The sequence below is a fragment of the Colwellia sp. BRX8-7 genome, assembly GCF_014077275.1.
Taxonomy (GTDB): domain Bacteria; phylum Pseudomonadota; class Gammaproteobacteria; order Enterobacterales; family Alteromonadaceae; genus Colwellia_A.
The window spans coordinates 12,074-30,474 of the sequence record NZ_JACGVP010000011.1; the positions used below are offsets into that span (position 1 = coordinate 12,074).

An 18,401-nucleotide genomic window follows, 5' to 3' on the forward strand; every position below is an offset into this window, starting at 1 on the left:
ATGGTCTCAATAAACAGAGTAAATACATGTCACGGTCTTTATATCCTAAAATAGCAACATATTCTGAAGAGTTGTTGCCTGTTGGGGGGCAGCATCAAATATATCTTGAGCAGTCGGGTAACCCAACAGGAATACCTGTGTTATACCTTCATGGTGGTCCTGGTAGTGGTTCAAGCGAGAACCATCGGCGTTATTTTGATCCTGAACTGTATCGTATTATTTTATTTGATCAGCGAGGTTGTGGCCGTTCAAAGCCCTCTCCGTCGGTGCTAGATAATACCACCGTTCATTTGATTGGCGATATCGAAGTTATTCGTCAACACCTAAATATTGAACAGTGGTTAATTTGTGGTGGCTCATGGGGAACAACGTTAGCACTAACCTATGGTATTGCACATTCAGACAAAATCTTAGCGTTTATCTTACGTGGTGTCTTCCTCGGGACTCGATCTGAATACCAATGGCTTTACAGTCAGAAGGGGGCAAAAAACTTTTTCCCAGAGTACTATCAAGAATTTGTAGAACATTTACCAGCAGAGCTACAACATTCACCACTGTCAGGTTATCACCAAGTACTCAATTCAAGTAATGAAGTCGCGGTGATCTCGGCCAGTAAAGCTTGGACATTATGGGAATTAAGGTTATCAACCCTCGAGCATCACCATATAGGTTTGGCGCATGTTGATGACGCCCATCAGGCTTTATGCATGGCAAAGGTATCAAGTCATTACTTTACTCAAGATTGTTTTATCAACGAGAATTACATTTTAGAAAATATTGATAAACTAACCGCAATCCCTGCTATTATTCTTCATGGTCGTTACGACATGGTATGCCAGCTTGATAACGCTTTTTCACTGACTAAATTTTGGGATAACGCGCAATTACAAATTCTGCCTTGTGCCGGACATAGTGGTTTTGAGCGACAAACTATTGATGCATTTTGTCGAGCGAGCGATACTATGGCAAATTTTCTAGCCGAGCAATAAAATGATCGCAGTTATTCAAAGAGTTTCACAAGCAAGCGTTACGGTTAATCAACAAGTGATAGGGAAAATTGATCGAGGGATTTTAGTATTACTTGCCATTGAGCCTGACGACAACGAAACTAAAGCGAAACGCTTAGCGCAACGGATTGCTGGTTATCGTATCTTTGAAGACGAAGTAGGAAAAATGAACCTAAATGTTAGCGATATTGACGGAGAAATTTTAGTTGTTTCACAATTTACACTAGCCGCTGATACGCGTTCAGGTATGCGTCCAAGCTTTACTTCTGCAGCTAAACCAGAAGTCAGCATCCCACTATATAATTATTTTTGTTTACAATTGCGTGGTCATGGTTTTGCCGTGCCTACGGGCGAGTTTGGTGCTGATATGAAAGTCGCACTAGTGAATGATGGTCCTGTTACCTTTACACTCACTTGCTAAGCGGAATGAACTATTGCATGCCATGTCGCCAATATTTACGCCAGCGTTTAAAAGTTCTCGCGGGTAGCACAGTGTTAGCAAGTAAACTCTCTTCTGCTTGACTTAACATATCGTAGGGCAGTAAATGAATAATAACATTTAAGTAGTGAGGAATATGAAAGTATACTAGCTGTTTAGTTGGAGCTAGTACTTTTAACTCGGCGAGAAAATAATTAATTTCTTCGTTTGATGGGCTTGGCAAGTTGAGTGATAAAACAGCTTGCTCGTCCACTTTTTTTAAGATATTTTTGGTTAAAACCAATGAGTCGTTAATTGACTGATTTTTAAGGTAAATATCACAAATAAACCAATCAGGTTTCATTTTTTTATGGTGATGAAGCCAATCTAGTGCCGAGCAATGATGCAAATTAACTTTGGTCGCTTGTGGATTAAAAAAACGTTCGAAACATTCAATAACTTCTTGGGAATATTCAATGGTGTGTAAGGTTAAATCAGGTAAATAATGCAATAAAAATCGTGCTAAATTACCACCACCTAAGCCAAATTCAACAACTTTTTTAGGGCGAAAAAAAAGTAAAGGTGATAATAAGCTGATTTGATGAGGGAATGTAAGTTGTGAGGGCTTGCGCTTTAGCATCATGCTTTGTACGACATTATCAAAAGCTAACCAACGATAGTGTTGGTTTTCACTCACCGAAATTGAGTCATCATTTTGCGTGTAGTAACTTAATTGACCCTGTTGGATATTTTTAACTAATTTCATAATAGCGTATACGAACGAATCTTTTTAATTGTTATAGGTAAGCATAACCAATGTTTGAGTGTCGATCACCCATAAGCCAGCAAGAATTTGACCAATACTACCACTTACGCTGGACAATATTACGTAAACCATCACAACAAAAACAAGGAAGTGAAAAAGATGACTTGGAAAAACAAGCGATTCATCGAGCGATTTTTGATGATAAAGGTAATATTATTGCCGTTGGTCGTCTTCACTTTTGTAGCTTGTTAGTAGGGCAAATTCGTTATATGGCGGTTGCTGATGATTTTCAGGGCAAAGGGTTAGGACAACAGTTAATACTCGCCCTTGAAAAGTTTGCGAACCGTTTAGGTGTCACTAAGCTCTCTTTAAAAGCGCGGGAACAAGCGATCAGCTTCTATGAAAAACAATCTTATAAAAACATTGGCTTTTCGCACTTATTATTCAATAAAATTAAGCATTTCAATATGGAAAAAACGCTGGTAAGCGATGATTTTCATTGTGATGAACTATCAACAGCATTGCAAAAGACTTGGCATAGCACTATACCAATGAGCAAAGTGATGAAGGTGACAGTTGGTTATTACGATCAACAAAATTTAGTCACGACTTGTGATGAACTTTTTAATAAAAATTTACACAATACTATGTTTGCGGGCAGTATCTACACACTAGCAACATTAACAGGATGGGGCTGGGTTTATTTGTTAATGGAACAGAATAATCTAAAGGGCAATATAGTGTTAGCTGATGCCAAGATTAGATATCATAGCCCAATAGCAGGGATAGCTTTTGCAAAAACAGGACGCTCGTTAAGCTCAGGCAGTATTGATAACTTATTGGCTAAGCAGAAAATAAAACTCTGCGTTGAAGTTCAGGTAATGAGTGGAGAAAAAGTAGCCGCAACTTTTAATGGCTTATATTTTATTCTACCAAAATAAGCCAAATTTAGGATTTGATACCATGATAAAAATTATAGTTTGCCTTATAGGCCTCTGTCTTTTAAATGTCAGTGTATTTGCAAACAGCGATATAGATAAAGTGCTAGATACTTTTCATCAAGCTGCTGGCGATGCTGACCAAAAAATTTATCTTGATTTACTTGATGAACAAGCCGTATTTTTAGGCACTGATGGTCAAGAGCGTTGGACAAAAAAACAATTTACTGAGTTTGTTACTCCTTACTTTAGTCAAGGACAAGGTTGGCGCTATCAATCTCGTCAAAGAAATATCACGCTTATAGCATTAGCAAATAATAGCGAGCAATTGGCATTTTTTGACGAGTTACTAGACAATAGTCACTATGGCGAATGCCGGGGCTCTGGTGTGCTTAAGTTGACATCTGATGGTTGGAAAATTTTACAATATAATCTTTCTATACCTGTTCCCAATACTATTTCAACAGATGTTGTCAGTAAAATTAAAGAATATCATCAAAAGAATCGTTAATAAATTAAGGGAATACTATGGCAAAAAATGTTGCGATTATAGGTTGTGGTTGGCTTGGCTACGCTTTAGCAAAGCAATTATTGAGAGAACAATATCGCGTCACAGTAACGGTACAAAGTGAAGAGAAAAAGCAAAGACTAGCTAAAGAGCAAATAGATACAGAGCTTTTGATTTTACCTGTTGAAGATCCTAAATCAACAGTGTTAAGTGTTTTTGGTCACGATACGCTTATTATTTCTATAACACCACAGATCCGCCAAGGGCGAAGCGATTACCCTGAAAAAGTTGCCCAGTTAATTGAAATGGCTGAACTAGGCGGTGTAAAAAAAATTGTCTTGTTAAGTAGTACTGCTGTCTATAATGGTTTGTCAGGTTTAGTTGATGAACAATCAGTGCTAGATATGAACGCTGATAAAGTGGCTACTCTAATTCGCGCCGAAAAAGCAGCAGAGGCCTTTTCAGGCGAAACAGTTATATTGCGCTTGGCCGGATTAATTGGCCCTGAGCGACACCCCGGTAGGTTTTTACAAGGAAGAAAATTACTTTCTGACCCACAAGCCTTTATTAATCTAATCCATCAGGATGATGCGGTTGGTGTTTTAATGGAGATCATTAAAGATGGAAACATTAGGGGTATTTATAACGCGGTAAGCGCTACAGAAACATCTAAACAACATTATTACCATGCGGCAGCTGAGGCTTTAAACTTGCCGTTGCCAGAGTTCTCGTTTGAAACATCAATGCGTTTTGGTAAACGTATTAATGATGCAAAACTGCGTAATAGTTTTACTTATCAATTTACTCATGATGATTTAATTGTTTGGTTATATAAATCGGTTGCAGGGTTATAAGATGCTTAAAGCTTGGTTAACTAACAAAGCCACTCAGTTGTTTTTTGTTTTATGGTTGCATATTTCGTTATTAAACTTATTTTTTGTTAACAAACGAGGCATTGTGTTTTTGTGGCAACAAAATAGCGAAATTAATACCTTACTTATTCATTTTATTACTGCTTTAATTGCGGCCCTTATTTATATTGCCGTCACTAAGATTCGAATAGGTTTAGCAGAAAAAAAACTCACGATGGGTAATCATTTTTTTGTGGTTGGCTCAGTGGTTATGGTATTACTCATTGGCTTTTTTTTATTTTCAAGTTAATAACATAATTTTATTTATCAAAGCACCTAGTTAAAAAGCGAGTTAACTACGTGCTTTATTTATTCTACTATTTTGAAGCTTAGCTATTATTTAATACCTGATACGGCTAACCACTGCTTAAAATCAAGTAAGTTTGCCGGTAAAATAACTTTTCTGTTTGCCTGGCTTAAGCCTTGCATTTGTTGAAGGTACTGCTCGGTTAATTGTAAATCAAGTGCTTGTTGTCCACCCGGTTGCTCAATGGCTATCGCTATTTTAGCGATTGAATCCCCAGTTGCCTGCGCAATAGCAATTATTTGTGCCGCTTTACCTTCCGCAGAATTTATACGACGTTGTTTTTCACCTTCTGAAATATTGATCATTTCAGTCATTAAACCTTCTGAACGGTTAATACGACTCGCCTTATCACCTAAACTCTTTGCTAGAATTGCCCGGCGTTCACGCTCTGCATTAACTTCTAACTCCATGGCATTTTTAACAGTATCAGGTGGTGTTATATTTTTTATTTCATAGCGATGAACACGTATTCCCCAACTTTCGCCTGCTTTATCCAATACTTCTACCACTTTAGCACTGATAACATCACGCTCTTCAAAGGTTCTGTCCAAGTCTAAGGTACCAATAACCGAACGTGTCGTGGTTTGTGCTAATTGCATCGCGGCAAAACGATAGTCAGTGATACCGTAGCTTGCTTTTAATGAATCAATGACTTCGATGTAAATAACGCCATCTACTTCAACATTCACTTCGTCTTTTGAAAAACATTCTTGCGGTGGTACGTCGATTGTTTCTTCTTTTAAATCTTGAATAAAAGCCACGCGGTCAATAAATGGCAATAAAAGATGAAAGCCTGCTTCTAAGGTACAGCGGTACTTGCCTAAACGTTCAACGACATAGGCAGACTTTGTTGGTACTAAGCAAATAGCTTGTACAAATTTGTAGGCTAGAAAGAGAAATATAGCGCCCCAAATAGCCAGCACCACGATATCAAGGTTACTGCCACCCATATTACTTATAGTTTGCTGGATCATTATTTTGCTCCTTGAACGGTTTGCGTTACTTTGTCCATGCCTTCGAAAAAGCCTTCTAATTTCGCCATTTCAGCAGGCATAATTGAGACATCTGCAGTTTTTAAAATAGACCCAGTTTGTTTAATGAATTGCTCTAGTAAACGCATTTTTATTGCTTTGTCGCCACCCGGAGCCATTGACGCTTTGGCAATCATGTTCATGCCCTCTGCGGTGGCTTGCGTTAGTATTTCAATTTCTTTTGCAAAACCATGCGCTTCATTAATTTGTCGTTGTTTATCACCCTCTGAAATATTAATGGCTTCTTGACGCTCACCTTCTGATAAATTTATTGTCGACTCTTTGTCAGCTTCCGCTAATGTAATTTCAGCACGTTTTTTTCGCTCGGCTTCCATTTGTTTTTCAAGGGTATGAATGACATTAGCAGAAGGTGTGATATTCCTAACTTCGTAACGCAACATCTTGATGCCCCAAGGATCCGATGCTTTGTCTATTTCACGGACAATCGTTTCGTTAAGGGTGTCTCGTTCTGAAAACGTTTGTCCGAGTTTTAACTTGCCAATTTCACTACGCATAGTGGTTTGCGCTAAATTCACACAAGCCCGGCGGTAATCTTCTATACCATAGCTGGCTTTGGCACCGTCCATAACTTGAATATAAACTAAGCCGTCGACTTCAATTTGAATATTATCGCGAGATATACAGCTTTGAGAAGGGATGTCTAAGACTTGTTCTCTTGTTTCATGACGGTAAGCGACACGGTCAATAAAAGGAATAAGAAAATGTAATCCAGGTTGCATTATTGCGCGAAATTTACCTAAACGTTCGATAATACAAACTTCTTTCATTGGCACAATAAGGACCAGTTTGACAACGATAAACAGTAATCCAAGAAAGACAAAGGTGAGTGTGGCTAGCATAGGTTGCTCCCATATTTTTAGTTAGAATGATAATTTTGTTGTTGTTACTTTATCGGTTCAACAACCAAAGAGATATTTTCTTTACAAACAATAGTGGCGTGACTACCTTCTTGTAACTCTGAACCGTCGCTCAGTGCTGTCCAAGTAGTGCCTTGAAATTCTACACGACCAGCATGAGTGCCTGGTCCAATTTTTTCTATAACCGTTACTTCTTTTCCATATATGTCTAGTTCTTCATAAATATTTTCAACGGTATATTCACCACTGAAAAACCGCTCAGTGACAAAATAAAGTACAAAGAGTAAAAATGAAGCAAGAATAAACCAAGTCGTTAAAGTTAGAGTCCAAGTATCGAGTAATTGTTGTTGTACACCAATAGCGACTAATAATGAGGCAATACCTAAATTTAAGAGGATACCACCGGGAACAAAAATTTCTGCGCAAGCAAATAATATGGCTAGAACAATCCATGTTTCAAAGAAAAGTATGTATTCCACCGCTAACTCCTTGTTATTAATACTTCAATAGATTAACAGGTTAAAAAAATATAGATACTGTTGTTATATTATTATGAAGAGGTAAAATTTATGATCACTTCTGTAAAAATAAAGTTAGCAACTATGACATATTATGTCAAGTTTGTTATTGAATTATATTTACTAGTTAAGTCTAGGTTATCAGGTAACTTCCTTACGTTAGTCTGGCTCTGATATCCTTGTCTCAAAGATTGATATACAGGAAAGTATTAATAAGGTGAATGCGCGTACCTAGCAGAAATATACGTTGCTTTACTTTTTACATCCATGTGATCACAGCATACCGTTCATCCTGAACATATAAAGCCCGTTAACTTTCATTAACGGGCTTTATTTTTTATATTTTTATTAAATACTAGAAGCTTGGTAGTATACCAGCGGGTATTAATTGATTTAATTCACCATCAGCAATAATATCTGAGGCTTCTGCAATATCGGGTGCAAAGTATCTATCTTTATCATAAAAGCTTACTTCTTGACGTAAAATAGCTTTGGCTAATTCAACTTTTTCAGCACCTTTAAGAGGAGCTCTAAAGTCTAAACCTTGCGCGGCGGCTAAATACTCTACGGCCAAGACACCATTGGTATTTTCTGCCATATCAGCTAAACGACGACCAGCAAAGCAAGCCATCGATACATGATCTTCTTGGTTAGCCGATGTTGGTAAACTGTCAACCGAAGCAGGGTGAGCTAACGATTTATTTTCTGATGCTAAAGCTGCTGAGGTCACCTGAGCTATCATAAAACCTGAGTTAACACCGCCGTTATCTACAAGAAATGGAGGGAGTTTACTTAAGTTTGCATCAATCAATAGTGCCATTCTACGTTCAGACAACGAACCTATTTCGGCAATGGCGAGGGCTAAATTATCAGCAGCCATAGCGACAGGTTCAGCGTGGAAATTACCTGCCGAGATAAAATCACCTTCATTTGCAAAAACCAGTGGATTATCCGTTACTCCATTGGCTTCGATATGAAGCACTTCAGCAGCCTGACGAATTTGTGTTAAACATGCCCCCATCACTTGTGGCTGACAACGTAATGAATAAGGGTCTTGTACTTTTTCACAATCAACATGAGAGCCACCAATTTCAGAGTTTGTATCTAAAACATAACGGTAAGCGGTTGCTGCATCTATTTGGCCTATTTGCCCACGTACTTGGTGAACGCGATCGTCAAAAGGGGCACGTGAACCTAATGCGGCTTCAACAGACATTGAGCCAATAACCACAGCAGCAGCAAATAAATCTTCAGCGTGAAATAAACCTTCCAAAGAAAAAGCCGTAGATGCTTGTGTACCGTTAAGTAGCGCTAAACCTTCTTTCGCGGCAAGTGTTACCGGTTCAAGACCTGCAATTTTTAAACCTTCAAGGGCGGTAATGACTTCACCGTCATGCGACATTTCACCTTCACCTAGTAAAGGTAAAACCATATGTGAAAGTGGCGCTAAATCGCCAGATGCGCCAACTGAACCTTTTTTGGGTACACAAGGATAGACTTCAGCATTAAGCAGAGTGATTAAGGCTTGGATGACTTTTAAACGTATACCTGAAAAGCCACGTGACAATGAATTGATTTTTAACACCATCATTAAGCGTACCGTGGCATCTTCCATATATTCGCCAAAACCCGCTGAGTGAGAAAGTACGATAGAGCGTTGTAATAATTCTAGCTCTTCTGTCTTTATGCGTGTGCTGGCTAATAAGCCAAAGCCGGTATTAATACCATAAACGACACGGTTTTCACGGATAACTTGTTGTACCGCTTCAGCACTTTGATGAATCGCATCAAAGGCACTCTCGTCAAGGCTATATTGAATACCTTCGTATTTAACGACGTTGCGTAATTGCGCTAGGGTTAATTGCCCTGGAATAATGTTTAATGTGCTTATATCTGACATGTATTTCTCGTTAATTCTAATTAATTCGTTAAATGAGTTTTCTTTAATGTGGCTGCATTAAGTCATTACGTCAGCCACGAAGAAAAAGTTACTTACCGTTAGCGCCTTCAATCATAGGTAAATCAAGGCCTTGCTCTATTGCACAATCAACGGCTATATCGTAACCCGCATCGGCATGACGCATAACACCTGTCGCAGGGTCGTTCCATAAAACGCGGCCAATACGCTGTGCTGCTTCGTCAGTTCCGTCAGCAACAATAACCACACCTGAATGTTGGCTAAAGCCCATACCAACACCACCTCCGTGATGTATGCTTACCCAAGTAGCACCACCAGACGTTGAAAGTAGGGCATTAAGTAATGGCCAATCAGAAACAGCATCTGAGCCATCTAACATACTTTCAGTTTCTCGATTTGGTGAAGCAACTGAACCTGAATCTAAGTGATCTCGACCGATAACAACGGGGGCAGATAATTCGCCAGTTTTAACCATTTCGTTAAAGGCTAACGCTAAACGCGCACGGTCTTTTAAACCAACCCAACAAATACGTGCTGGTAGACCTTGAAAGTCGATACGCTCACGAGCCATATCCAACCAATTGTGTAAATGAGGATTATTGGGGATCAATTCTTTAACTTTTGCATCGGTTTTATAGATATCTTCTGGATCGCCAGACAATGCTACCCAGCGGAAAGGACCTATGCCCTCACAAAATAAGGGACGAACATATGCAGGTACAAAACCGGGGAAGTCAAAAGCATTTGTAACCCCTTCATCTAAAGCCATTTGACGAATGTTGTTGCCATAATCTGTTGTTGCAGAACCTGCCGCTTGTAAGTCGAGCATGGCTTGTACTTGTATCGCCATTGATTTTTTCGCCGCTTTTACTACAAAAGCTTCGTCTTTTAAGCGCATCTCTGCTGCGTATTCCATGGTCCAACCTTGTGGAAGGTAGCCATTTAATGGATCATGTGCTGATGTTTGATCTGTGGTTACATCGGGTGTGATACCACGCTTTACTAATTCAGGAAAAACGTCAGCGGCGTTACCTAATAAACCAACAGATATCGCTTCACCTCTAGCACATGCTTCGTTGATCATGACTAAAGCTTCATCTAGCGTTTTTGCTTTTTTGTCTACATAACGAGTTTTGATACGAAAGTCGATTCGGGTTTCATCACATTCAACCACTAATGCTGAGAAACCAGCCATAGTTGCTGCGAGAGGTTGTGCACCGCCCATACCGCCTAACCCACCAGTAAGTACCCACTTACCTTTAGCGCTTCCGCCAAAGTGTTGCTTAGCCATCGCGACAAAGGTTTCATAAGTACCTTGCACAATACCTTGTGAACCAATGTAAATCCACGAGCCCGCAGTCATTTGGCCATACATCATCAAGCCTTTTTTATCGAGCTCGTTGAAGTGTTCCCAATTACCCCAGTTTGGCACTAGGTTTGAGTTAGCAATTAAAACACGTGGCGCATTTGAGTGGGTTTTAAATACACCAACCGGCTTGCCTGATTGCACCATTAAGGTTTCGTCATCTTCTAAACGATTTAATACTTCAATAATTTTGTCATAGCAAGCCCAGTTGCGTGCGGCACGGCCGATCCCGCCATAGACCACTAATGATTGCGGGTGTTCAGCAACTTCAGGGTCAAGGTTATTCATTAACATGCGTTTAGCCGCTTCGGTTAACCAACTTTTTGCGGTAATTTTATTACCACGATCGGCTCTGATCACTCGGCTTGTATCTAATCTTGGGTCTATTGAGGTATTTTCGATAGTCATGATGTTTTCCTAACTATGGGTTGTAAAAAGGATGATTATTTCTTTAGAATTTTAAGTGACTGCCTAAACGATACTTATTACCTGGAGAGGTTAAGGTCGCTAAACTGACCACCCCTTTACTTGACCAAGTACGACGTTTTACTTGTAAGCAAGGCATTGATTCTTCTATATGAAGTAATTGGCAAATATAGGCTTCTGCTAATACAGCTTCTATTTCGTGTGTTGCTTCTGTTAATGGTGCTTCACTTGATAAATATTCGTGAGGCGTTATTTGCGTGAAGTCTTGCTGTAAATAATTTTTTACTAAGTCGCTATTAACAAAACGTTGTTCGAGTTGAATCGGTTGATCATTTTCAAAATGCAGTACTTCAGAATAAAAAACTGACACGCTATTAATTGAATTAGTTTTTAAGTTAAGTAAAATAGCGATTTCTTCGTTAACAGCAACCGCTTTTAAGGTCAGCTGTTTAGCGTGATGTCGATGACCTCGCTCTTGAATTTCATCAGCGATATTACGAATTTCTAATAACGAAGACTGTGACTTAAACGTTGCAACAAAAGTGCCTGAGCCTTGCGAACGAATCAATAGTCCTTGCTCGGTAAGTTCTTGTAAAGCACGTCTTGCTGTCATACGACTTACTGAAAATTGATCCGCGAGTTCATTTTCAGAAGGGACTTTTGCATGTTGTTGCCATTCGCCAGATTCAATTTTTTGGCAAATATGCTGCTTTATTACGGTAAATTTTGCTGTTTTTACTTTAGTCATGTTAATTCGCTAGGTTTATTGTTTATAAGACTGTTGTCGTCTTAACGCTATAACTTGTATATACAATCTCATTTATTAGTGCTGATGTCAATACTTGTATATACAAGCTTGCTTGTCTATTCTCTATCGCGTAAAGTAGCGTTATTAGCAATCAAACACTACGCTTATAATGCCGCCATCTTTTGATATAAACGCTGGTTAAAAGTTTAGCGTTAAAATCACCTTTTGGATCTATTATGACGATTAATTCTTCTGCTTGGCACACTCTCTTCATTAATGTAAATCTAGCGACTATGACTGATGGCGCTAACAGCTATGGTGCGATTGAAAATGGTGCTTTAGCAATAAGTGGAAGTAAAATTGCTTGGTTAGGCGCTGAAACTTCTTTACCCCCATATGATGAAAAATCAGTACGGGTTATTGATGGAAAAGGCAAATGGTTAACGCCCGGACTCGTTGATTGTCATACTCATATCGTTTATGGCGGTAACCGAGCCAATGAATTTGAAATGCGCTTACTCGGGAAAAGTTATCAAGAAATTGCTAATGCCGGCGGAGGCATAGTCTCAACAGTATCTGCCACACGCAAAGCCAGTGAAAGTGAATTATTAGCCAGTGCCTTACCCAGGTTAACTGCATTACATCAACAAGGTGTGACCAGTATTGAAATTAAATCGGGTTATGGTCTTGATACAGAAAACGAAATTAAAATGCTTAAAGTAGCAGGGCAGTTAGCTGAAAAACTGCCTGTTACTATTAAGCGGACTTTCCTTGGCGCTCATGCTTTACCTGTTGAATACAAAGATAATCCCGATGAATATGTCGACTTAGTCTGTGATGAAATGATACCCATTATTGCCGAAGGTAAACTAGCCGATGCGGTTGATGTTTTTTGCGAAAGTATTGGTTTTAGTTTAGTACAAACAGAACGTGTCTTTGCTGCGGCTCAAAAGCATCATCTACCGATAAAAGTTCACGCTGAGCAATTATCAAATTTAGGCGCTACCGCATTAGCGGCAAAATATAATGCGCTTTCATCTGATCATATCGAATTTTTAGATGAAACCGGTATTAAAGCCATGAAAGATGCAGACATGACTGCAGTACTGTTACCCGGAGCCTTTTATTTTCTTCGTGAAACACAATTACCGCCAATGGAATTATTACGCAAGTATCAAGTGCCAATGGCGATTGCTACCGATGCAAACCCCGGTTCCTCACCCATTCATAATATTCAACTGATGCTTAATATGGCATGCACATTCTTTCGATTAACACCGGCAGAAGCACTAGCTGGTGTTACTTGTTATGGTGCTAAAGCACTCGGTTTAGCTAATAAAGGTCAGCTTGCGCTTGGCTTTGATGCAGATATTGCCTTGTGGAATATAGAGCAACCAGCGGAACTTTGTTATCAATTTGGCGTAAACCCACTGAGTGAATTATTTGTAGCGGGTAATAAAGCCATTTAATTTCATTAAATGGGCTTATATTCAGGCGATAATTTTTTCTGCGATAAGCCTAGTTAAAAACACCCTATACAAACTTCACTATATTGCTTAGTCTTAATATATATCCGTTCTACTTCAATACGCAGGTTCGTCTAATGGTGTTTAGTTATAAACCCCGTTTGGCATTGCAATAATTGATCTAATTTCCTAGTTAAACTCATCAATCGTATAGGTTTGTTGTCATTAGGTAAAAGGCTTTATATGAAACACTTTCGCTCGACGCGCTTATCACTCACTGGTTTTTTGATGCTAGTGTTAAGCTTGTTTTTATTTTCGAGTACGGCACAAGCCGCCTCTTTTTCTTTTGCTGAATTTAATATTGCCTTTGTTTTGGGGTTAATGTTTCCTGTTATATTAATTATCGCCTTAGTTAAGCCCTTAAAAAACATTCGTCTTCGTTACCCCTTACTGATTTCTCTGAGTGTTTTATTGATGCTTTATGCCTTGGCTTATCCAAAAAGCTATCAAAGTGAATTGATACTTTCATCAGCCATGATTTTTTCTTCGGTGTTATTTTTTTGGCTACGAAGCACTTATTCTCAACCGGCAGAAAAAGTAAATTATTTAATCAATTTTATTGTTGTCGCAACAGCGGTATCTTTTGTTTTTAGTTTATGGTTTTTACCCGATATTGATGGTTATTTAGCCTGGCTGGCGGCAAGTTTACTGGTGCTTGCATGTGCTGGCGTTACGGTGCTTTCATCAAAAAAAATTAAAGAGCCTAGTAGTGTGAGATTAACGGCACAGTGGTTTATACATCTTTGTTTCGTGGTTATTCTTTTCGCGTGGTTAAATGCTTTTATCAGTGTTGTTTGGTTAGTGTCGGCAATCGTTATTTCTTATCTAGCCGCTTTGGTCAATGGTTGTTGGTATTTAGTGCAAGCCATTCGCGTCGAACTTAATAATAGCGATGATATTCGTCAAAAAATATCAACAGCATATTTGTTAGACCCAGCAACAAATTTACCCTGTTATCAGCAAGCCTTGGAAAAACTAGACAATGTTATAAAGCAGAAGCCTAAAAGTCGCTTTGTGAGTATTGTTTTTAAGCCGGTAAACTTTCAAGCGGTTAACACCGTTTTAGGTCACCATAATTCTGATATTTTATTATTACAATTAGCGTATTGTTTACAGAAAAAAGTCGCTGAAAATATTTTATTAGTTAACTTTTCAGATGAACAATCACCGATAAAAATCGCTCGGCTACAAGGGTTACACTTTTTAGTGGTGCTAGACTTGAGTACTGACAACTATCCTGACCATACTAAAGTTGACCAGCTTTGCCGTGAGCTTATGGCTGCTGTGCCGAGTGCAATGAGTTTTAAAAGTTTTTCTCTCAATTTCGAATTGGCTTTTGGTGCTGCTTATATGGGTGAATACAGTCATAGTGTCAGTGAGGTTATTTCATTTGCTGAAGATGCCTTACTCGTTTCAGAACAAACTCAACAAGTTGTTAGTTACTTTGACCACAATAGTGCACTCTATACCGAACAACAATTACAGCGTATGGAACAATTAAAACAAGATATAGCCGATGAAAAATTACATTGGTATTTACAACCACAAATAGGTCTAGCAAATAAAAAAGTAGTAGGCTTTCACATGGAGGTGCATTGGTATTGCGGTGATCAAACACCTCGTGCACTCAACCAATTTGTCGATATTGCCGAGCATAGTGGCGATATCTATCTATTAACAAAGCAGATGATTGTTGAAGCATGTAAGGCCATTGCTCAATTACAAAAGGTAGGTTTTGAAAAGCCAGTAACCATTACCTTTGCTAGTAAAGAGTTACTTGAACCGGCATTAATTGACTACATTGTTTTGCAAGCTAAAGAATATAGTATTAATACAAATTCTTTAATTATCGAGTTTAAAGAAGCGCTAATTTTATCTGCTAGCCAAAGAGCAAAAGCGATCATTGATCAGCTGAAATCTTTAAATATAAAGATCGCGATAGGAGATTTTTCAGGCAGCTATGAATCATTACGATACTTACGAAAGCTGAGTATCCATCAAGTAAAAATTAATTGTGGCTTGTTGGGTAATAGTGATAATAATATTGAGAGTGGTAGCTCAGATAAGGCCATTATTAATGCGCTAATCAATTTAACCCGGGCAATGAAACTCCCCCTTATTGGCACCTCAATTAATAACAGTAATATTGAACAAGCATTTATATCAATGGGTGGTGAATATGCTCAGGGTAGATATTTAAGTCGTGGGGTTGTTTTTGATGAAATTGAAATTTGGACGCAACGTTGGCTCGAACAATATCCACATAGTGAGCCAGCTAAGTGAGCCAAATTTAAGTCAGTGGGCGTAACTTACTGAATGTAAAGTCTAGATGATTTATTCAATGTCTAACGGCTCTGGTGACAAAATAATACCAGTATTGTCAGCATAAATGTGGTCTTCAGGGAGAAATGTTACCCCAGCAAAGTTTATTGCTAAATCACTTTCGCCAATATCTTGGTCGCTAGCACCGACAGGAATAGAGACTAAGCCTTGAATACCTAAGTCGAGTTCTTCTATTGCATCTACGTCGCGGACACTTCCATAGCAAACAATTCCTTCCCAAGCATTGTTAGCGGCCTGTTCAGCAATGTTAAAATCAATCAGTGCCCTACGTGTTGAGCCACCACCATCAATAACAAGTACTTTTCCTCGTCCATCTGTCGCTACAATTTGTGCTATTAAACCATTATTTTCAAAGCACTTAATGGTAACAACTTGACCACCAAAAGAGCTGCGCCCGCCATAATTACAAAAGATAGGATCAACAACATCAATTAGGTCGGCATAAATATTACAAAGCTCTGAGGTGTTGTATTCCATGATTTTTCCTTAATGCTATGATTGAATGCTTATACCTATGCTACTAAATTTTTGCTCACGGCAACAGTAAACATAAAGTGTGAAAAAATTTAATCGATTGGCTGCTAGTATAGCTCGATGTACAAACGTTGTGTGAAATATATTCAATGGTAAATAACCGTATAATCAGCAAATAATAATAGCGACTGTCTTGTATTGCTAAGCAAAAGAATATTTAATGGTCGCCCGCAACTTAATAGAGAATATAACATGGTAGGTGAGAAAGACTTTTATCACGGTCTATTATTTTCTGTTGAAGCCGTAGTTTTTGGCTTACTTGCTACATTTTTTTTGCTGTATTATCGGGGGATAGGTCGACAGTATGTTAGCTACTGGACGGTGGGCCTATTTTCTTTAAGTGCCCATCAACTTTGCCTTGCCATTGAAACCCAACTTACCGACCTCAGTGTTATCGCCTTAGAGAAAGTTCTTCTTACAGTAGGTATTCAAGTTAGTTTTTATTTTCATCTCTGCGCACTTTTACTCGGAATATATAGCGCAGTTTCAAAAAAAAATATTTCTAAAAAAATCACCAATAGCATCTTTATACTCAGTGCTTTGTTCGCACTAACGGCAACGTTACTCTATGGATTTGATGTTAACGAGGTTTATAACCGCTTTTACCTGCGAGAGAGTTTACCTGCATTTGTGATGGGCTGTAGTTTATTGCTAACGGCCTTTTATCTATATAACTTGCCAAAAAAATATTTTTCTGCACATATTTTTATTATCTATAGTCTTATTATGGGGGGCAGGTACGTTTTATTTTCCTTTCTTTCTATTGTACTTATCAATGAGTATTGGTTTAGGCCATTAGCAGAAGTACTGATTTATTTTGATTTGGGTGCCTTTACTTTATTAGCATTTACTATGCTTATTTGGATGCAAGGGGCAGAGCGAAGTATTGCGACCTCTGCGATGAATAAGGCTCAATATTTAGGTAAGCACGATTCATTAACCGGGGCGTTAAACCGACAACAAGTCATGGAGAAACTGCCTTTAATCATCGAAAAAACCGCCTGTAATCAACAAAATTTAGCGGTTTTTTTACTAGATATTAAAGGCTTTAAATTTGTAAATGATACATACGGGCTTAAGGTTGGGGATGCTATTTTAGGTGAAATAGCGCGTAGACTTGATGAAAGTATTTTTTTACCCCAGGTGGTTGGACGATTAAGTGGTGATTCTTTTACTTTTATTATTGATGGTGTTGACGAAAAGCAACAAGCGGCTGCAATAGAACATTTACACGGCTTAATAAGTCGGGCGTACCATATCAAACAACATAAAGTATTATTACAATGCTCTGTTGGTTATTGTTTATATCCTGGGGATGGGCTATTAGCTGAAGATTTATTGCAGAAAGCTAATTTAGCCTTAGCGCAAGCTGAAAGTCAAAATGTGGCGACGGTTAAATATAAAACGGGAATGCAATCGCATGGTCGAAGATTACTTGCCATGGAAAAAGAAATTCGCGATGGTTTTGAAAACAATGAATTTGTACTCTATTTTCAACCACAGCTTAACTTATTAAATAATCGTATAGAAGGCTTCGAAGCGCTTGTTCGCTGGCAACACCAAGAACGTGGTTTATTACAACCCGCAAGTTTTTTACCTGATATTGAATCGCTTAACCTGCTTAGTGAGCTAGACAGTTATGTGCTTGAACGAGCATGCCAAACTATTGCACGTTTGCAAAAAGAATATCATCGACGAGTGACCATAGCGGTTAATATTACCGCCGTTGAATTTCAAGATCCAAAATTGATTGAAAATATCCAAGCCTTACTTTTTAAATATCAAATTACACCAAGATGTTTAGATTTAGAAATTACCGAAAATGTTGTGATGACTGAAATCGCAACAGCAATGAATACCATTGTTATTTTGCAAAATATGGGCATAAAAGTTTCAATTGATGATTTTGGTACAGGGTATTCCTCATTGGCATACCTGCGTAAACTGCCGATCGACAAAATTAAAATTGATCGGAGTTTTATTGAAGAAGTCGCAAGTAATGATTCAGATTTAACGATTGTTAAATCTATGGTTGAACTTTCTCATGGTTTAGGTAAGCGTGTTTTAGCCGAGGGAGTTGAAACCGAAGAACAACTAAGGGTATTACGCAACATTGGCTGTGATGCTGTTCAAGGATATTACATCAGTAAACCTATACCCGAAGAAGCATTGAAAAAATACTTTGCCCGATAATTATCATCTTATTATTTCATATAAAAAAACATATAAATTTGTTTCAAATTTTAATTTTCTACCTA

At 38.4% G+C, this 18,401-nt stretch carries 17 protein-coding genes; 9 read left to right on the top strand and 8 right to left on the bottom strand.

The features are described from left to right. Positions 1 to 26: 26 nt before the first annotated feature. Together pip and dtd are read left to right on the top strand one after the other, a co-directional pair. A complete protein-coding gene (gene pip, locus H4J57_RS11855) occupies positions 27 to 989 on the top strand; it encodes a prolyl aminopeptidase (protein ID WP_182176498.1) in 963 nt (320 codons plus the stop codon). Between the two features lies 1 nt (position 990). After that, positions 991 to 1,428, top strand: coding sequence for a D-aminoacyl-tRNA deacylase (dtd, locus tag H4J57_RS11860; protein ID WP_182176497.1), 438 nt, complete (start codon positions 991 to 993; stop codon positions 1,426 to 1,428). 10 nt (positions 1,429 to 1,438) lie between these two features. Here the strand turns inward: dtd and H4J57_RS11865 are convergent, their stop codons facing one another. Then, positions 1,439 to 2,191 carry a spermidine synthase gene (locus H4J57_RS11865; RefSeq protein ID WP_182176496.1) on the bottom strand — a complete coding sequence of 251 codons (753 nt, stop codon included), beginning with the start codon at positions 2,189 to 2,191 and terminating at the stop codon, positions 1,439 to 1,441. A gap of 50 nt (positions 2,192 to 2,241) precedes the next feature. Between H4J57_RS11865 and H4J57_RS11870 the strand changes: the two genes are divergently transcribed. Genes H4J57_RS11870 through H4J57_RS11885 form a run of 4 tightly spaced genes read left to right on the top strand, consistent with a single transcriptional unit; the run spans position 2,242 to position 4,798 of the window. Beyond that, entirely contained in the window at positions 2,242 to 3,132 is an 891-nt protein-coding gene (locus tag H4J57_RS11870) for a bifunctional GNAT family N-acetyltransferase/hotdog fold thioesterase (protein WP_182243042.1), read from the top strand. A 22-nt stretch (positions 3,133 to 3,154) separates the two neighbouring features. After that, on the top strand, positions 3,155 to 3,640 hold the full coding sequence (locus H4J57_RS11875) for a nuclear transport factor 2 family protein (protein ID WP_182176494.1): 486 nt from the start codon (positions 3,155 to 3,157) through the stop codon (positions 3,638 to 3,640). Between the two features lie 17 nt (positions 3,641 to 3,657). Beyond that, complete coding sequence (locus H4J57_RS11880; RefSeq protein WP_182176493.1) at positions 3,658 to 4,491, top strand: SDR family oxidoreductase; 834 nt, start codon at positions 3,658 to 3,660, stop codon at positions 4,489 to 4,491. 1 nt (position 4,492) lies between these two features. After that, positions 4,493 to 4,798 (top strand): hypothetical protein, encoded by a 306-nt coding sequence (locus H4J57_RS11885; RefSeq protein ID WP_182243044.1) that lies wholly within the window; start codon positions 4,493 to 4,495, stop codon positions 4,796 to 4,798. Positions 4,799 to 4,884: 86 nt separating this feature from the next. Here H4J57_RS11885 and H4J57_RS11890 read toward each other — a convergent pair whose 3' ends face one another. The 6 genes from H4J57_RS11890 to hutC all read right to left on the bottom strand — a co-directional run bounded on the left by H4J57_RS11890 (position 4,885) and on the right by hutC (position 11,740). After that, on the bottom strand, positions 4,885 to 5,829 hold the full coding sequence (locus H4J57_RS11890) for an SPFH domain-containing protein (RefSeq protein WP_259366852.1): 945 nt from the start codon (positions 5,827 to 5,829) through the stop codon (positions 4,885 to 4,887). Continuing rightward, on the bottom strand, positions 5,829 to 6,746 hold the full coding sequence (locus H4J57_RS11895; protein WP_182176490.1) for a slipin family protein: 918 nt from the start codon (positions 6,744 to 6,746) through the stop codon (positions 5,829 to 5,831). The genes H4J57_RS11890 and H4J57_RS11895 overlap by 1 nt, the downstream gene beginning before the upstream one ends. 44 nt (positions 6,747 to 6,790) lie before the next feature. After that, a complete protein-coding gene (locus tag H4J57_RS20295; RefSeq protein WP_182176489.1) occupies positions 6,791 to 7,243 on the bottom strand; it encodes an NfeD family protein in 453 nt (150 codons plus the stop codon). A gap of 394 nt (positions 7,244 to 7,637) precedes the next feature. Then, on the bottom strand, positions 7,638 to 9,182 hold the full coding sequence (hutH, locus tag H4J57_RS11905) for a histidine ammonia-lyase (protein WP_182214769.1): 1,545 nt from the start codon (positions 9,180 to 9,182) through the stop codon (positions 7,638 to 7,640). 88 nt (positions 9,183 to 9,270) lie between these two features. Further along, positions 9,271 to 10,953: a urocanate hydratase gene (gene hutU, locus H4J57_RS11910; RefSeq protein ID WP_182243152.1), complete on the bottom strand. Its 1,683-nt coding sequence runs from the start codon at positions 10,951 to 10,953 to the stop codon at positions 9,271 to 9,273. A gap of 64 nt (positions 10,954 to 11,017) precedes the next feature. Beyond that, positions 11,018 to 11,740, bottom strand: a complete 723-nt coding sequence (hutC, locus tag H4J57_RS11915) for a histidine utilization repressor (RefSeq protein ID WP_182214766.1) — start codon at positions 11,738 to 11,740, stop codon at positions 11,018 to 11,020. Positions 11,741 to 11,976: 236 nt separating this feature from the next. Here hutC and hutI point away from each other — a divergent pair, with 236 nt between their 5' ends. Together hutI and H4J57_RS11925 are read left to right on the top strand one after the other, a co-directional pair. Beyond that, positions 11,977 to 13,209, top strand: a complete 1,233-nt coding sequence (hutI, locus tag H4J57_RS11920; protein WP_182214764.1) for an imidazolonepropionase — start codon at positions 11,977 to 11,979, stop codon at positions 13,207 to 13,209. A 240-nt stretch (positions 13,210 to 13,449) separates the two neighbouring features. Then, complete coding sequence (locus H4J57_RS11925; protein ID WP_182243046.1) at positions 13,450 to 15,549, top strand: EAL domain-containing protein; 2,100 nt, start codon at positions 13,450 to 13,452, stop codon at positions 15,547 to 15,549. A gap of 51 nt (positions 15,550 to 15,600) precedes the next feature. On the opposite strand, the gene rraA is transcribed toward H4J57_RS11925, so the two are convergent. Further along, positions 15,601 to 16,086: a ribonuclease E activity regulator RraA gene (gene rraA, locus H4J57_RS11930; protein WP_070375007.1), complete on the bottom strand. Its 486-nt coding sequence runs from the start codon at positions 16,084 to 16,086 to the stop codon at positions 15,601 to 15,603. A 249-nt stretch (positions 16,087 to 16,335) separates the two neighbouring features. Here rraA and H4J57_RS11935 point away from each other — a divergent pair, with 249 nt between their 5' ends. After that, on the top strand, positions 16,336 to 18,336 hold the full coding sequence (locus tag H4J57_RS11935) for a bifunctional diguanylate cyclase/phosphodiesterase (protein WP_182243048.1): 2,001 nt from the start codon (positions 16,336 to 16,338) through the stop codon (positions 18,334 to 18,336). The last annotated feature ends 65 nt before the right edge of the window (positions 18,337 to 18,401 follow it).

Excerpts from the sequence above, each read along its gene's own strand:
- H4J57_RS11935 (WP_182243048.1), top strand. The coding sequence starts at position 16,336 with ATGGTAGGTGAGAAAGACTTTTATCACGGTCTATTATTTTCTGTTGAA.
- hutC (WP_182214766.1), bottom strand. The coding sequence starts at position 11,740 with ATGACTAAAGTAAAAACAGCAAAATTTACCGTAATAAAGCAGCATATT.
- H4J57_RS11880 (WP_182176493.1), top strand. The coding sequence starts at position 3,658 with ATGGCAAAAAATGTTGCGATTATAGGTTGTGGTTGGCTTGGCTACGCT.
- H4J57_RS11865 (WP_182176496.1), bottom strand. The coding sequence starts at position 2,191 with ATGAAATTAGTTAAAAATATCCAACAGGGTCAATTAAGTTACTACACG.
- H4J57_RS11885 (WP_182243044.1), top strand. The coding sequence starts at position 4,493 with ATGCTTAAAGCTTGGTTAACTAACAAAGCCACTCAGTTGTTTTTTGTT.
- H4J57_RS11890 (WP_259366852.1), bottom strand. The coding sequence starts at position 5,829 with ATGATCCAGCAAACTATAAGTAATATGGGTGGCAGTAACCTTGATATC.
- pip (WP_182176498.1), top strand. The coding sequence starts at position 27 with ATGTCACGGTCTTTATATCCTAAAATAGCAACATATTCTGAAGAGTTG.
- rraA (WP_070375007.1), bottom strand. The coding sequence starts at position 16,086 with ATGGAATACAACACCTCAGAGCTTTGTAATATTTATGCCGACCTAATT.
- dtd (WP_182176497.1), top strand. The coding sequence starts at position 991 with ATGATCGCAGTTATTCAAAGAGTTTCACAAGCAAGCGTTACGGTTAAT.
- hutI (WP_182214764.1), top strand. The coding sequence starts at position 11,977 with ATGACGATTAATTCTTCTGCTTGGCACACTCTCTTCATTAATGTAAAT.
- H4J57_RS11895 (WP_182176490.1), bottom strand. The coding sequence starts at position 6,746 with ATGCTAGCCACACTCACCTTTGTCTTTCTTGGATTACTGTTTATCGTT.
- hutH (WP_182214769.1), bottom strand. The coding sequence starts at position 9,182 with ATGTCAGATATAAGCACATTAAACATTATTCCAGGGCAATTAACCCTA.
- H4J57_RS11875 (WP_182176494.1), top strand. The coding sequence starts at position 3,155 with ATGATAAAAATTATAGTTTGCCTTATAGGCCTCTGTCTTTTAAATGTC.
- H4J57_RS11925 (WP_182243046.1), top strand. The coding sequence starts at position 13,450 with ATGAAACACTTTCGCTCGACGCGCTTATCACTCACTGGTTTTTTGATG.
- H4J57_RS11870 (WP_182243042.1), top strand. The coding sequence starts at position 2,242 with ATGTTTGAGTGTCGATCACCCATAAGCCAGCAAGAATTTGACCAATAC.